The 14,730-nt window shown below is 58.2% G+C and carries 15 protein-coding genes; 8 read left to right on the top strand and 7 right to left on the bottom strand.

The genetic code is table 11. The features are described from left to right. The first annotated feature begins 55 nt into the window (after positions 1-55). A complete protein-coding gene (locus tag GJU83_RS04355; protein ID WP_153633820.1) occupies positions 56-532 on the top strand; it encodes a hypothetical protein in 477 nt (158 codons plus the stop codon). A 35-nt stretch (positions 533-567) separates the two neighbouring features. Here the strand turns inward: GJU83_RS04355 and GJU83_RS04350 are convergent, their stop codons facing one another. Both GJU83_RS04350 and GJU83_RS04345 read right to left on the bottom strand, forming a co-directional pair. Continuing rightward, on the bottom strand, positions 568-1,917 hold the full coding sequence (locus tag GJU83_RS04350) for a dicarboxylate/amino acid:cation symporter (RefSeq protein ID WP_153633819.1): 1,350 nt from the start codon (positions 1,915-1,917) through the stop codon (positions 568-570). A 75-nt stretch (positions 1,918-1,992) separates the two neighbouring features. Continuing rightward, positions 1,993-2,691: a pseudouridine synthase gene (locus GJU83_RS04345; protein WP_153633818.1), complete on the bottom strand. Its 699-nt coding sequence runs from the start codon at positions 2,689-2,691 to the stop codon at positions 1,993-1,995. A 53-nt stretch (positions 2,692-2,744) separates the two neighbouring features. Here GJU83_RS04345 and GJU83_RS04340 point away from each other — a divergent pair, with 53 nt between their 5' ends. From GJU83_RS04340 to rarD, 5 genes are all read left to right on the top strand, one after another. Continuing rightward, positions 2,745-2,984, top strand: coding sequence for a TIGR02647 family protein (locus tag GJU83_RS04340; protein WP_069182895.1), 240 nt, complete (start codon positions 2,745-2,747; stop codon positions 2,982-2,984). 60 nt (positions 2,985-3,044) lie between these two features. Further along, on the top strand, positions 3,045-3,779 hold the full coding sequence (locus GJU83_RS04335; protein WP_153633817.1) for a TVP38/TMEM64 family protein: 735 nt from the start codon (positions 3,045-3,047) through the stop codon (positions 3,777-3,779). Then, on the top strand, positions 3,776-5,971 hold the full coding sequence (locus tag GJU83_RS04330; RefSeq protein WP_153633816.1) for a hypothetical protein: 2,196 nt from the start codon (positions 3,776-3,778) through the stop codon (positions 5,969-5,971). The genes GJU83_RS04335 and GJU83_RS04330 overlap by 4 nt, the downstream gene beginning before the upstream one ends. 102 nt (positions 5,972-6,073) lie before the next feature. Next, positions 6,074-6,961, top strand: a complete 888-nt coding sequence (locus GJU83_RS04325) for a DMT family transporter (RefSeq protein ID WP_069182898.1) — start codon at positions 6,074-6,076, stop codon at positions 6,959-6,961. Positions 6,962-6,987: 26 nt separating this feature from the next. Next, positions 6,988-7,878 carry an EamA family transporter RarD gene (gene rarD, locus GJU83_RS04320; RefSeq protein WP_153633815.1) on the top strand — a complete coding sequence of 297 codons (891 nt, stop codon included), beginning with the start codon at positions 6,988-6,990 and terminating at the stop codon, positions 7,876-7,878. Positions 7,879-7,904: 26 nt separating this feature from the next. Here the strand turns inward: rarD and GJU83_RS04315 are convergent, their stop codons facing one another. Continuing rightward, positions 7,905-8,795, bottom strand: coding sequence for a haloalkane dehalogenase (locus GJU83_RS04315; protein ID WP_153633814.1), 891 nt, complete (start codon positions 8,793-8,795; stop codon positions 7,905-7,907). A gap of 79 nt (positions 8,796-8,874) precedes the next feature. Here GJU83_RS04315 and GJU83_RS04310 point away from each other — a divergent pair, with 79 nt between their 5' ends. Then, positions 8,875-9,786, top strand: a complete 912-nt coding sequence (locus GJU83_RS04310) for a diacylglycerol/lipid kinase family protein (protein ID WP_153633813.1) — start codon at positions 8,875-8,877, stop codon at positions 9,784-9,786. Between the two features lie 211 nt (positions 9,787-9,997). Beyond that, positions 9,998-10,780, top strand: a complete 783-nt coding sequence (locus GJU83_RS04305) for a substrate-binding periplasmic protein (RefSeq protein WP_153633812.1) — start codon at positions 9,998-10,000, stop codon at positions 10,778-10,780. 23 nt (positions 10,781-10,803) lie between these two features. On the opposite strand, the gene GJU83_RS04300 is transcribed toward GJU83_RS04305, so the two are convergent. From GJU83_RS04300 to GJU83_RS04285, 4 genes are all read right to left on the bottom strand, one after another. Next, complete coding sequence (locus tag GJU83_RS04300) at positions 10,804-11,316, bottom strand: DUF2244 domain-containing protein (RefSeq protein ID WP_153633811.1); 513 nt, start codon at positions 11,314-11,316, stop codon at positions 10,804-10,806. Between the two features lie 69 nt (positions 11,317-11,385). Continuing rightward, a complete protein-coding gene (locus tag GJU83_RS04295; RefSeq protein ID WP_153633810.1) occupies positions 11,386-12,177 on the bottom strand; it encodes a M48 family metallopeptidase in 792 nt (263 codons plus the stop codon). Beyond that, positions 12,178-12,891: a response regulator gene (locus GJU83_RS04290; RefSeq protein ID WP_153633809.1), complete on the bottom strand. Its 714-nt coding sequence runs from the start codon at positions 12,889-12,891 to the stop codon at positions 12,178-12,180. It abuts the gene before it with no gap. After that, a complete protein-coding gene (locus GJU83_RS04285; RefSeq protein ID WP_475587840.1) occupies positions 12,888-14,507 on the bottom strand; it encodes an ATP-binding protein in 1,620 nt (539 codons plus the stop codon). Before GJU83_RS04285 ends, GJU83_RS04290 begins: the two co-directional genes overlap by 4 nt. Between the last annotated feature and the right edge of the window lie 223 nt (positions 14,508-14,730).

Here is a 14,730-nt window from a genome sequence, read left to right as displayed (position 1 = left end):
GCAATTGGCTTTACCTCGCTGCTACAGTCCTGAGATGAATTTGGAGGACTGAAAGATGAAAAACTGGATTTACGCGCTTGCGATTGCTTTTTCCGGCATGTTTTCGGCGGCGACTCTCGCCGAAACTTCATCGGGGGATTCTTCCGTGGAATCGCTTGAACAGGAAACCCGGGAGTTAGGCGAGGCGCTCCAGGAGTATGGTTCTGACCAGAAGGAGCAGGCCGAGGACTCGATCAATAGAACACTGTCTGCCCTGGACAAACGTATCCAGGAACTGGAACAACAGCTTTCCGAAAACTGGGACGATATGAGCGACACCGCTCGGGAACGGTCCCAGAAGAGTCTGGAGTCTCTGCGCGAACAGAGAGCGCGTGTGCAAAACTGGTACCAGGAACTGAAAGAGAGTTCTGCATCTGCCTGGGAGCGGGCTCGCAAGGGTTTCTCCGAGGCCTATGAGGCACTCTCAGAGCAATGGAACAGCACCGAAAAGGAGCTGGATGAGGACACCGGAAAGCGCTCTGAAAGTATCTGATCCAGTCGTGCCCCGATCAATTTACTTCCGTCCGGTCATGAAGTTTCCTCGGGAACTGGTTCGGGCGGAAGTCGCTTTCCCGCCAGATTTTCCATTAGCCGGCAGGTCACCAGGTCTCCCGTCACGTTGATCGCGGTACGGCACATATCGAGAATCCGGTCCACACCCATGATCAGCGCAATGCCGCTGGGCGGAATGCCTACGGTCTGGAGTACCATTGCAAGGATCACAATGCCTACCCCGGGCGTGGCTGGTGAACCGATTGAGGCGCCCACGGCCATGGCAACCACGAGCGCCATGCTTCCCATGCTCAGATCAATACCATAGACCTGTGCCAGAAAGATGGTAGCCACGGCCTGATAGAGTGCCGTGCCATTCATGTTGATGGTGGCACCCAGGGGAATCACGAACTGGGAAACTGAGGGCCGCACCCCCAGCTTGTCTTCGGCCGTTCTGATGGACAGGGGCATGACGGCCGCCGAGCTGGATGTGGAGAAGGCCAGCAAAAGCACATCCCGGGTGTCTTTCAGGAAGCGAACGGGGGATTGGCCGGCGAGGAGCTTCAGGATCAGCATGTAAACGCCCAACAACACCAGCAAACCCACAATAACGGTTGCGACATAGGAAGCCATGCCCAGCATTGCCCGGAATCCGAGCGTGGTAGTCAGTTGGGCCATGAGGCCGAACACTGCAACCGGAGCCAGGCGCATCGCCCAGCGGACAACGGTCATGCAGATTTGCTGGAGGGAGTCGAGCAGGTCCAGCATGGGCCTGGATTTTTCCGGGGCCATGCTGACCAGGGCGATGCCGACAATGATGGAAAAGATCACCACCTGGAGCATCTGACCCTCAACCATCGCGTCCAGGGGGTTGCCCGGTAACAGGCCGATCAGGGTCTTGGGCAGCTCGTCGACACCGGGCATGCTGGCAACCGGCGCGCTGTCCTGGGGTGTTGCCGCCGGGGTGCCAAGGCCCGTCATCATCCTGCCCGGGTTGATCAGGTCGCCGATCCAGAGACCTATCGATGCCGCCATAGCTGTGGTGACTACGAAGAAACCGGTCACCCTCAGGCCGAGCTTTCGTAGCTGCTCAAGATCTTCGCTGGCGGCGAGCCCGCGAACCACCGAGGCAATCACCAGGGGGATCACAATCATCTGGATCGTGGCGAGGAACAATTGGCCGGGGAAAGCCAGCCAGTTGCCAATCAAGGTGCCGGTGTCCGGTTCCACCAGTCCCACGGAGGGGCCGAGGAGCGTGCCCGTGATCAAACCCAGGAACATGCCGATCAAAACCTTCAGCCATAGCTTTCCCTGCACCAGCCCCGAGAGGTAGCTGCTGAGGTGACGAAGTGGCCGCGGATAAAAATCGTTCGTCTGGTTTGGCATTACTCTGAACCATCCCTGTTTCTCTGGAACGCCATACAAGGATAGTTGATGCGTGCGAAAGTCTCGTGAGACAGATCAAGCCTGCATCAAGTCGATTTCTTCAGGAGTAAGAGGGCGGTATTTGCCGGGTGCCAGGGAATCGTCCAACCGGATCTTCCCCATTCGCTCCCGATGCAGCGCAGTTACGCGGTTACCGGCGGCATGAAACATCCGCTTTACCTGGTGGTAACGGCCTTCGTAGATGGTCACCCTGGCTTCGCGGGGGCCCAACAGGTCGAGTTGAGCGGGTGAGGTGGTGAGTTGCTCATACTCGAACCATATCCCTTCCGCGAATCGTTGAGACGTGTCCGGAGAAATCGGGTACGCGGTGCAGACCCGATAGACTTTCGGGATCTTGATGCGCGGTTCGGTAAGTTGGCGAGACCAGCGGCCATCATTGGTGAGAATCAACAGCCCGGTACTGGCCCGGTCGAGCCGTCCGGCAATGTGTAAATCTTCGCGCAGTTCCGGCGCTATCAGTTCCATCACGGTTGTGTGCGTGTGATCGAGGGTGGCGCTCAGGAAGCCCGCCGGCTTGTTCAGCATGAGGTAATGGCCGGGTTCCGCCTTTTGAACGATCTCACCGTCGACCTTCACACTGGAAAAGCGGTCCACTTCGACAGCAGGATCCCCGCAGGAAAGGTCATTCACGGCAACCCGACCCGATGCGATCAGGAGCCTGGCCTGACGACGACTGACGCCATTCTGGTTGCTGAGAATTCTCGAAAGCTTCATGGTGTGAATCGGCTATGCTGAAGGTAACCCCGACAATAATACGAGGAAATGCCATGCCATTCTCTGTTGATCATCTTGCCGAACTCAATCTGCTGGGCCAGTTTCCCTCTACTTCCACCCAGGAAGGCCTCAAGGTACATGCTCATTCGGCGGCCCCGGAGACGGTGAGGGCGGCCGAAAGCCTGCACGCCAAGGGGCTGATCAGCCAGAAAGACGGCGGCTACCTCACCCCACTGGGCGCAGAGGCAGTAGACCTGACTCAGAAGCTTCAGTCGATTCTCAGCAGCGCCTGAACCGGAGATGAGCCTGCCCGCACTTTGAGCCCGGGCGTCTTCACAGGGTAGGGTGTGGGCATGAGGAGCTGGAAGAAATCGCCCTTCCTGTGGATGGGCGGCAGCATAGCCGGTGTCGGACTGATAGTCGGTCTGCTCTATGCGTTCGGGGTTCATCAGCAGGTGGTTGACCTGTTGCGCTGGTTCGATACCCAGGGCGCGTGGGCGGCTTTCCTGTTTATTGGCATCATGGTACTTGCCATGGTGCTGCTATTGCCGGGAGTGCTGCTGACCACCGGTGCAGGTTTCGTGTTCGGTGTGCTGGAAGGCACCGCGTATGTGGTGGTGGGCACCACCCTGGGCTCGGCCATCGCCTTCCTGATTGCCCGGCATTTTCTGGGCGAGCATGCCCGGGTCTATATCCACAGTCGCGCCCGGTTGTCTGTGGTGAGCAATGAAATGGCGCCCCATGGATGGAAAATAGTGCTGCTCACCCGTCTGATTCCCTTCTTTCCGGGCAAGCTGTCCAATTTTCTGTTCGGTCTTACCAACTTCTCCTTCGGCGGGTTTGTTGCCGGCACTTTTCTGGGCGTGATTCCCTTTTCCTTGCACAACGTGTACCTGGGTTCGCTGGCCGCCGACCTTTCTACGCTGGGGGTTCGGGAAACCGGCCGTACGCCCCTGGAGTGGGCCATCTACGGTGCCGGTTTCGTAGGCACGGTATTGGCCGTGGTGTTTCTCAATCGTCTCGCGCGCCGGGCCCTGGCCCGTTACAAAGTTGAAACCGAACCAAAGGAACAGGAGGCAAACGAATGAGCTGGATGAAGTGGCTGCCCTGGCGTTATGTGGTTAAGCGTGTGGCCCACCGTCATGGTTTTCTGGATCCGATTGCGCTGCTCGGTAAGCTGCACAGTTTTGCCCAGCCATCGGAAGTCGGAGAGCCCATAGAGCTGCTTCGAGCCGGCGTGGTGTTCCACGCTCGGGGGCTGATCAACAGCCGTGTTATCCAGCACAACCTGGACTGGGTCTGGCCCTACTGGGTAGAGCGTCAGTTTGACCCTATGGATCCGGCCTTCATTCCCCGCGCATTTTCGATCACTCATATCAACCTCAGTAACCGCAACTGGACGGCGATTGGCCAGCCGGATGTGGATGAATTGCCGGTTGTGGATCCCGGTGGGTTGCTGACGCCGTTCCACGACGGCTGGTCACTGGATGCCTGGGTCCTGGCGGACGACGGCCGATGTCTTTTACCTTCACGTAGCAAGACGGCCCGGCAGCGCCAGGAATTCGAGGATGGCCCCTGTGTCGTGACCGAATCCGAATTGAACGGTCTGAGCCTGACCAGTCGTTCCCGGGTGGTGGTGGAAAAGGGCCGGCCGGTGTGTGAGATGGTCCTGAAGGCGCGGTCAGAGACATCCGGGTCACTGGTGCTTTCGCTGCGTCCGGCCAACCCCGAGGGGATCAGTTTCATCAATCGGGTTGGCCTGTCAGAGCAACGTGATGCATGGAGCGTGGATGGCAGGCAGGCGGTGTTTTTCAGTCGACCCGCGGAAAGCCATCACGTGTCAGACTATCGGCAGGGCGATGTTCGCATTCACCTGCAGGATAAGGAAGACCAGAGCCGGGGCGAATGCGCTGTCGGAATGGTGACAGCGGCGGCTCTGTTCGCGCTTCAGGCAGGGGAAGAGTCGGAACTGACGGTAAGGATTCCGCTGAAGGATGAGTCGGCGCCGACCATCCGTTCGGATGGCTGGGACAGCGCCATTGGGGAGTATGCCCGGCTGGAGTGTCCGGACGAGAACTGGCAGTTTCTCTATCAGGCGGCTATTCACTCACTGGTGCTTCATTCTCCCGAAGATGTTTACCCCGGGCCCTACACCTACAAACGGTTCTGGTTTCGCGATGCCGCCTTCATCATCCATGCCTTGCTATGCGCAGGTCTGACCGACCGGGCCGAGCGAGCTCTTTACCAGTTTCCGGCACGACAACTCAAAAGCGGCTATTTCCGCTCTCAGGAAGGGGAGTGGGACGCCAACGGTGAGGTGCTCTGGATTCTCAGACGGTTCCATGAACTGACCGGTCGGCCGCTGCACCATGAATGGCAGGAGCCCGTGCGCAAGGGCGCCCGCTGGATCGAGAACAAACGTCTCAGCGACACTATTGATGAGCCCCATGCCGGTCTGCTGCCCGCCGGATTCAGTGCCGAGCACCTGGGGCCCAATGATTATTACTACTGGGACGATTTCTGGGGCATTGCCGGCCTCAAGGCGGCGGAAGCAATGCTTGCCCCGGTTGACCGGGAAACCAGTGAGCATTTCGGTGCCGGTGCCCGTGAGTTCAGCCAGACCGTTGACCGCAGCCTGGCAACCTGCGAGCAGCGACTGAAGCGACCGGGAATGCCAGCTTCGCCCTATCGCCGTCTGGATGCCGGCGCCATCGGCTCTCTGGCGATGGGATATCCCACGCAATTGTGTGAACCGGATGATCCCAGATTGCTCGACTGCGTCGAGTTTCTGCTCGAAAAATGCTTTGTGAAAGGCGCCTTCTATCAGGACATGATTCATTCGGGCCTGAACGCCTACCTGACCCTGCACGTGGCGCAGGTGCTGCTGCGCGCGGGTGATCCGCGGTTCCTGGAGTTGGTGGATGCGGTGGCCGGGCTGGCCTCACCAACGGGACAGTGGCCGGAAGCGATCCATCCTGCGACCGGCGGCGGCTGCATGGGCGATGGCCATCATGTCTGGGCGTCCGCAGAGTGGGTGTTAATGGTGCGTAACTGCTTTGTCCGGGAGGAAGGTGATCGCCTCATTCTCGGGGCCGGTATTCCTCCGCGCTGGCTGGCTCAGGAAAAGCCAATCCGGTTTGGTCCCGCACCAACCAGTTTCGGAACCATATCCATCACCATTACGCCAAGGCCCGGTGCCTCGCCCGATGTGTCCTGGGAGGGCCGCTGGCATGACTCGGAACCTGATATCGAGGTAAGGCTGCCGGACACGAAAGACTGACAAACTGTACTGGTCACGAAACCGGATTTCTGTATCTGTTTTGTTTGCCTGCTAACTTATAAAGTAGAAGGCTTATAAATACATCGAATCCGGTTGAGGTTCATGCGCTCACTGTTCTTCTCGTTTTTCGTGCCCGCACTGTTTGTCTGGTTGTGGAGTACCGGTTTTATCGGCGCCAAGTACGGCCTGCCGTTTGCGGAGCCGTTTACGCTTCTGTTGATCCGCATGTTGCTGACGCTGGTGGTACTCGGGGCGCTGGCGTGGGTTATGAAAACCCGTTGGCCGGGCTGGCGGGGAGCCGGGCATCTTGCGGTCACCGGGATGCTGGTGCATGGCTGCTACCTCGGCGGGGTCTTTTACGCGATCCAGGATGGTATGGCGTCCGGGATTGTATCGTTGATCGTTGGTTTGCAACCGCTGGTGACGGCGGCGGCTGCCGTCGTGATTCTCAAGGAGTCCGTGAGTGTCCGGCAGTGGGTCGGCCTGACTCTGGGGCTGGTCGGTGTTGCCCTTGTGCTGTTGGAAAAATTTGGCGTCAACGGTTCAGACTCGTTGTATTCCCCCTGGAGTCTGCTTTGGGCCGTTTTTGCACTTGCCGGTATATCCATGGGGACCGTCTATCAGAAGCGGTATGGCACCAATGCGGATCTGGTGGCGGGCACCCTGATCCAGTTTGCGGCAGCGGCCGTCCTGTTTGCCATTGGAGCCTTTGCCCTCGAAACCCGGGAAGTCGAGTGGAGCCTGCAGCTGCAGCTTTCCATGGCCTGGCTTGTCATCGGTTTGTCCACCGGTGCCGTTCTTCTGTTGATGTGGCTGATCCGCCAGGGCGCAGCTTCCCAGGTCGCCAGCCTTTTCTATCTGGTGCCACCGGTTACCGCGCTTGAGGCCTATCTGCTGTTCGATGAGCGTCTGGGCGGGCTAGCCATGACGGGCGGCCTGATCGCCATCGTTGGCGTGGCATTGGTTGTCACCCAGAAAAAAACGGCTTAGCCAATGTTCCCAGGGGTGATTGACACATGACGGAAGTGACCAAAGGCGTCTGGTATGGATTGGGCGCCTACACCATCTGGGGCTGCTTTCCTCTGTTTTTTGCCCTGTTCGAGGGCGTGCCCGCCTTCGAGATTCTGATTCACCGGATCATCTGGTCCTGCGTTTTTCTGGCCGTGGTTATCAGTGGCCTGCGTCGCTGGCCGGCGGTTAAAGCCGCATTGGCGAATCCCACCCAGCTCTGGCGAGTGCTGGCCTGTGCCGTGCTCATTGCCGCCAACTGGGGTATCTACATTTATTCCGTAGAAACCCGCCATGTTCTCCAGGCCAGTCTGGGTTATTTCCTGACGCCGCTGGTGAATGTGGCGCTCGGTATGCTGGTGCTTCGTGAGCGTATGGGGCCATGGCAGATGACGGCCGTTGTGCTTGCCGGCGTCGGAATTCTGATCCAGTTGGTGATCCTTGGTGAGCTGCCCTGGATTTCCCTGGCTCTGGCGATCAGTTTTGGCACCTATGGCCTGGTTCGAAAGCAGGTGATGCTGGATGGATTATCCGGATTGTTTGTCGAAACCATGTTGCTGCTGCCGGTTGGCCTGCTGACCTTTGGCTGGCTTGCCAGGGAGGGCATGTCCCACTTCGGAGATAGCGCTTATATAGGCGCGCTGTTGATGGCCAGCGGTATTGTGACTGCCATCCCGTTGCTGCTGTTTGCTGGTGCTGCCCGACGTCTGCGGCTGGCGACCGTCGGTTTTCTGATGTACATAAACCCGACCCTGCAGTTCTTCATTGCCCTGCTGGTTTTCGGCGAGCCACTGAGTGACGTTCAGTTGATCAGTTTCGTAGCGATCTGGATCGCACTGGGCCTGTACAGCTGGTCGTCCTGGCATTACCGGCCGCGGGTGCCGGTTGGCCAGGACTGACATCGTCACCTTCAGGACTGTATTTATCAGGACAGAGTAGCGAGCAGACCATTGATCGCCCGGGCGAAGGCCACGGGTGAATCCTCCTGGAGAAAATGGCCGCCTTTGAGGGTCACGTGGGGTTGGTCCTTGGCGCCCGGGATCCGCTTCTGCATATACGCATCGCCGCCCCGGGTTATTGGATCGCCGTTGCTGAAGGTGGTCAGAAAGGGCTTTTCCCAGCGCTCAAGCACCTTCCAGGCGTTGCGGTTGGCCTCGCTGGCGGGGTCGTTGGGGTGCATCGGTACCAGTCGGGGAAAGGCCCGAGCGCCGGCTTTGTATTTCTTGTCAGGAAAGGGCGCATCATAGGCGCGCATTTCATCGGGGCCCAGCTTGCGGAAGGATCCGGTGTTTATGATCCGTGCTATGGGGAACCACGGGCTGTGCAGGGCGAAGTTTTTCCATATTTTGAACGCTGGCGGCGCTTTCTGGTCGCCGGTGGGCAGCATGCCGTTGCCGACCACGATGGCCCGGAACCGGTCGGGATTCTCTGCGGCCAGCCGCAGCCCTAACAGAGACCCCCAATCCTGGCAGACCAGAGTGATGTTGTTCAGGTCCAGTTGATCCAAAAACGACTGCATCCAGTCCATGTGTTGCTGGTAGGAATAGTCGTCGATCGCCGTGGGTTTGTCGGATTTGCCGAAACCGATCAGGTCCGGTGCGATAACCCGATGTCCGGCCGCCGCGCAGATCGGAATCATGTGACGGTAGAGGTAGGACCAGGAAGGTTCCCCGTGCATCATCAGAATCGGGCTTGCGTCTGAGGGACCTTCATCCAGGTAGTGAATTCGCAGACCGCCCACCTCCAGGTAGTGGGGCTCAAAGGGATAGTCCAGCAGTCTTTCAAAGCGTTTCTCCGGGGTTCTGACAAAATCCATCGCGCTTGCCTTGTTGTTCATTATTGTGAGGGAATGGTCGCAAGGATTTTGCTGGAGCAGGGGAGCAGAGACAAGCGCCATGGCTTATTGGCTGATTTGCAATTCCAGAGCGGGTGATGGTGAGCGAGGCCGGGACTTCTGGCTGGAGCACCTGGCATCCGCGGGTATCCGGGATCTTCACTGCCATGACTTTGAAGAGGCTGACTGGACCGACAATCTGGGTGCCCGGGATACTGTTATCGTTGCAGGGGGGGATGGCTCAGTGAACCGTGCGGCTGCCGTCTGCCGGGCGACAGGTGCCACGCTGGCCATTCTGCCCTCTGGAACCGCCAACGACTTTGCGCGGAATCTCGGCCTTCCTGACCAGCCGCAAGCCCTGTGCGAGCTGATTGCCAGCGGCATCACGCAAACGGTCGACGTTGCAGACTATGGCGATGGCATCTTCCTGAATGTAGCCCATATCGGCATGGGGACCTTGCCTGCGAGGGAGTCCCGTGGTGCTGAGAAAAAAATCCTCGGGCGTTTCAGCTACGGTGTGGAATTGCTGCGTCGGTTGAACGCAAAAAGAGGTTTCCGGGCAACCATCCGATGCGACCGGGGTGTGGTCAAGGGACGGTGGCTTTCCATTGCAGTGGCCAGTGGCGCTTTTTTCGGGGGCGGCAACGAGATTCCCGAGGCGTCGGCCAGCGATGGTCAGCTGGATATCATCGCCATCCGGCCACGACCAATTCTTCAGCTTCTGTTCACGTTTCTGATGGTCCGCCTGAACAGGCAGGCTCCGCAACGCACCAGCACCCTGGTCCATATCAAAAGCCAGCGCTGTCTGGTGCATACCGACAAACCGAAAACGGTGACGGCCGATGGTGATGTGGTCTCCCGGACTCCTCTCAACGTAGTGTGTAAGCAGAGCAGCCTGCGTGTGATCGGGTCGAAGGTCGTCAGCACCGCCGCCAACACTGAAGACCGATTAGGTATGCCCGGCACTGCATGAAGGGTTGATAAAAGGTGGCAGGCTTTCAGATACGTTTTGTCACTGACTTTTCCCGCAGGAAACGCAATCATGGGCTTTGCTGGCATAATCAACCACAATGGCTGACATTAAATGCCAGAGTGTCGCTTTTGCAACCATATTTCTGATTTCTGGCCTCCCGTTGCGGCCGCCTGACTCCCGTTCCAGCTGAATCGTCGAAAAGGACTAGAGAATGCCCACAGAAACTGCATCGCTCTCCTCGAAGGTAATCAAAGGCATAAAAACCGGCATCATCGCCCTAACGCTGTCTGCCGTCGGTCAACCGCTTCTTGCAGCCGAGCGTCTGTACATCTTTACCGAAAACTACCCTCCCTACAACGCTTCTGAAACCGGAAAAGGTTTTGCCCATAACGAAGAGGACATTACCGGTATCTGCACGGATATGGTGAAAGCCATGCTTTCCCGGGTCGACTACGACTATGTCATGAAGATGCGGGACTGGAGCTACGCCTATAACTGGGTTCAGGACAGGGAAAATCATGGACTTTTCTGCACCGCACGAACCGACGAGCGGGAAGACCAGTTTCAATGGGTGGGGCCCCTGGCATCCATCAAGTGGACACTCTTTGCCGCACCGGATTCCGACATCACACTGGATTCCCTGGAAGATGCCAAAGACCTGAGAATCGCAGGCTACAAGGGCGATGTGATGTCCGAGTACCTGGTCGATCAGGGTTTCAACGTAATCATGGGTATTTCCGGGGACGTGAATACCCGTCGTCTCACCCTGGGCCAGGCGGATCTCTGGGTAACCGATGGTCTGGTTGGTCCCCTGGTGGCGGAAGAGGAGCACGGGATTACCGGGCTGAAGCCCGTGCTGGTGTTCCGGGAAACACCCATGTATCTGGCATTAAGCAACAATACCGATCCGGCGGTGATCGAAGACCTTCAGCGGGCTCTGGATCAGGCCCGTGAAGCCGGAGAGATCGCCCGCATTGCGTCCAGCTACGAGTAAACATCCAGCGTTGCGCGGAAATATCAGAACCAGAGCCCGATCTGCGGATCGGGCTCTTTGTGTTCGATCATCAGGCCGTTCTGTTCGAGCAGGCCAATGAGCTTCTCGGTGTCTTCAATGTTCAGGAAGCCGCCAATTGATACTTCTGTATCCCGATGGGTGAGTGACAGTTTGGCTGGCGTGAACGGATGCGGCGGTGATTGGATCCGAAGCCGTGCATAGCGGGTGGGGAGCGTCCATTCTGCCTGCTTGCGTTTTCTGCCCTTCTCCAGATGAATGTCGTCACGACTAAAGGAGAGAACCTCCTGCCGCTGGCATGCCCGGGATGTGAGGTAGATGCCGCAGGCAAGCGCGACAAGTTCCAGCCCGGCAAACGGGATGATTACCCAGGCGCCTATGAGTGTGAATCCCGTGGCTATGAGGGCTGAAAGCACGAACAGGGCGGCCCAGATTCTGACATTGCCATGCCAGCTCAGGGAGCGGTTGGGGGTGAGAATTAGCCGGAAGCCGTCCGGATGTGGCAAGCGTTCCACCATGGAATCTGCCTCAGTATTAACGCGCCGCTTGACTTGATGATAGTCAATTATACGGTGAGCGCGACCTGATCAGATCTGGCAGTTGGCCGGCGGAACGGTCTCGAAAACAGAGCGGGCAGCCGCCAATTGATTCTGCAGCGAGGCAATGCGGGTATCGTGATTCGGGTGGGTGGAAAGAAATTCCAGCGGTTGTGCGCCTGAAGCCCGCGCCATATTCTGCCAGAGGCGAACACTCTGGTCCGGTTCGAAGCCGGCTCGGGCCATGATTCCCAGACCCATCAAATCCGCCTCCTCCTCATGGGCACGGCTGAACGGCAGGGTGATGCCCAGTTGGGCACCGATGCCGAGGGCCTGCTGAATCTGGTCCTCTGCAATTTCGCTCTCGGTGAACAGGCCGATCAGCAGCATGCCGGCTTGCAGACCCAGTTCCTGGGTCAGCCGTTCATTGCCATGATCGGCAAGAACGTGGGCAATTTCGTGGCCAACGACCGTGGCCAGTTGCGCCTGATTCTCCGCGATCTCCAGAAGGCCTGAATGCACGCCGATTTTCCCTCCGGGCAGGGCGAAAGCATTTGGCGTGGGGTTATCGAAGACGGCTACCTTCCAGGATTGGGGCATAGGAGCTTCCGGATACTCCGTCTGGGCGGCGACCACCAGGGCTTCCGTGATGCATTGGACGAGCCGGTTGACATCAGGCCGTGTGATCAAGGCGTTCTGCTGTTTCATCTGCTCGAAATTCTGCTGCCCCATGTCAGCCAGAACAGCGTCGGGAACCAGGGCCAGCCGGTTCCGACCCGTGGGGGATTCCTGACAGCCGGTCAGGAATATGAGTGCTGCAAGACTGAGAATCAGCGCCTTCAATCAGAACTCCGTTGTTACTCGTGAAGAAGGGGGCGGGGCACAGTATCGCCGCTCCGGGCGGCCGACAGTACCATAGGTCACTTCGGCGGACAGCTCTTCGGTACCCACCAGATATTCCAGGTAACGACGCGCAGTTGTTCGGGAGGCGCCGATGGCTGCTCCGACTTCCTCGGCACTCAGGTGGTGACCGCTCGCCATCACCGCCCGGATCTTGTCCAGGGTCAGTCCATCAATCCCCTTGGGCAATCGCTGATCCATACTCTGGATAGTTTCGTTGGACGTTCTTGGCAGCAGGGCGTCTACCTCCTTCTGCGCGACATGATGCAGTGAAGACAAGCGCGCCATGTGCTCACGGTAGCGGTTCACGGCCTCCTGCAAGCGCTCGAATACCAGCGGCTTCAGGATGTAGTCGAAAACGCCACCTCGCAAAGCGCTGCGCAGGGTTTCGACCTCCTTGGCGGCGGTAATCAGGATGACATCGCTACCGCTGTCTTCAGCCCTCAGTTCCCGAAGCAGTTCAAGACCATTGCCATCGGGAAAGTAAACGTCAAGCAAAATCAGGTCGGGTGCCAGTATTTCAATCTGGTCCCGGGCATCGGCAAGCGTATGGGCGATGCCGCAGAGCTCAACGTCTTCCAGCCGCTCAACAAAGCGTCGCTGTATTTCGGCTATTTTCCGGTCATCCTCAACAATCAGCAGACGAATGGTGGTCAATGTTCGAACCTCCGCTTGGGCTTCTTCGGTAAGTATAGGGTAAAGCGACTGCCGCCTTCCGGGATGTTATCGACGGTTACCGAGCCGCCCCAATAAACAAGAAACTGTTGCACCAGATGCAGGCCATAGCCGCGGGCTTCCCCTTCCTTGCTGCTGACCCCTTTCTCGAAAATCCGCTGTCGTTCAGACTCCGGGATGCCGGGTCCCTGATCCTGGACTTCGAAAATCAGCTCCTGGCCGAGATCAGTCATCGAGAGTTGCACTCGCCCACCGGCACCTGCCTCCAGACGTGTAGCGTCCAGGGCATTTTCGATGAGGTTACCAAGTACGCTGACGAGCTGATCCCGGGGCAGGGCGGCGGGCAAATCTGCCATCTGACTGTCGGGATCGATATCCAGCCGTAAGCCCATTTCCCGGGCGCGATTGTATTTTCCGAGCAGGCAACCGGCGATGACCGGGTCAGGCACGGCCTCCAGCAGCAGGTGAATAAGCGCCTGATGGTCACTCACTTCACTGCCAATCAGATTCAAGGCTTCTTCGGTAGCCCCGATCTGGATAAGCCCGGCAATGGTGTGGAGTTTGTTCGAATATTCGTGGGTCTGGCTGCGCAGGGTATCCGCATATTGCTGAATCCGCGTCAGTTGTCGGCTTACCTGATCCAGTTCATTGCGCAGCCGGAAGCTGGCAACGACGCCAATGATTTCGTCGCCCTGGCGCACGGGCAATCGGTTAACTACCATCTGGCGTCCACGCAGCCAGATCTCCCGGTCGAAATCTGGGTGGCCGGATTCCAGTACCGACATCAGGCTGCTTTCCGGCAGAACCTCCAGAATCGGGCGGCCGGCAAGAGGATTGTTGGTTGGCAAATCCAGTGTTTCATAGGCTGCACGGTTTGCTGTGGTGATAATCCCGTCCCGATTAACGGCAATGATTCCTTCCCGCACGGACTGGAGGGTTGCCTCCCGTTCCCGGAACAGCCGGGCGATTTCCTCTGGCTCCAGCCCGAAGATGGCCTGCTTGAATCGGCCGGCGATGACAATGGCTGACAGGATGGTGACCAACAGCATCAGCCCTACCACGCCATAGAGGACAAAGTTGTATCGCTGAATCGTGGTTTCGACCTGCTCAAGGCTGTATCCGACCGAGACGATACCTACGATCTCACCGGTTTCCGGAACGGTGATGGGGGCTTTGCCCCGCATGGATTCGCCGAGGCTGCCCCTGGCAAGGGCGACATAGGCATTGCCCTCCACAAGGGCCTTGCGGCCAAAATCGCCATCATCATCACCCATTGAGTGGCCAATGCGGGTGGGGTCGGGGTGGGCCAGACGTACAGCGTTGTGATCGCCAATCACGATGAACAAAGCCTCGTTGGTATCGGTCAATCGTTTGGCAAGTCGGTTCAGGCCCTCTACGTCACGGGCGCGAACGCCATCAATCACGGCGGGAGTGGCGGCTACGGTTTTTGCCACCATCAGCGCCCGCTGGCCGATCTCGTCGTACAGGGAATCGCTCAGGTAATAGCCGGCAAAGCCACCGATGAGCATGGTCTGAAGCGCGCCCAGCAGACCCAGCGTGAGGATCATTCGGGTTTTGAGTTTGGTTTTTCGTAGCACGGATCGTTCATGGCTTGTTGTCGTTTGGTTCTCAGGGTACTGCATGATCGCCCGGGTTGCCCGTGATCAATATGAACAAAATGCCCGTTAAGCCCTTTAAAGGCGTTACTTACAGAAGCTTCCGGATCTCGGGTTTCACCTATTAACCTGCCTGCAATCGCTCCTCTGGCCTGCCATAGCCAGGGACCCGGCCAACACGGTCCTGCCTCAGGAGTGATCACAA

Origin of the sequence: Marinobacter salsuginis, assembly GCF_009617755.1 — a bacterium.
GTDB classification, from domain to species: domain Bacteria; phylum Pseudomonadota; class Gammaproteobacteria; order Pseudomonadales; family Oleiphilaceae; genus Marinobacter; species Marinobacter salsuginis.
The sequence above is the reverse complement of the archived record's forward strand: the minus strand, read 5'-3'. Positions and strand labels throughout refer to the sequence as shown.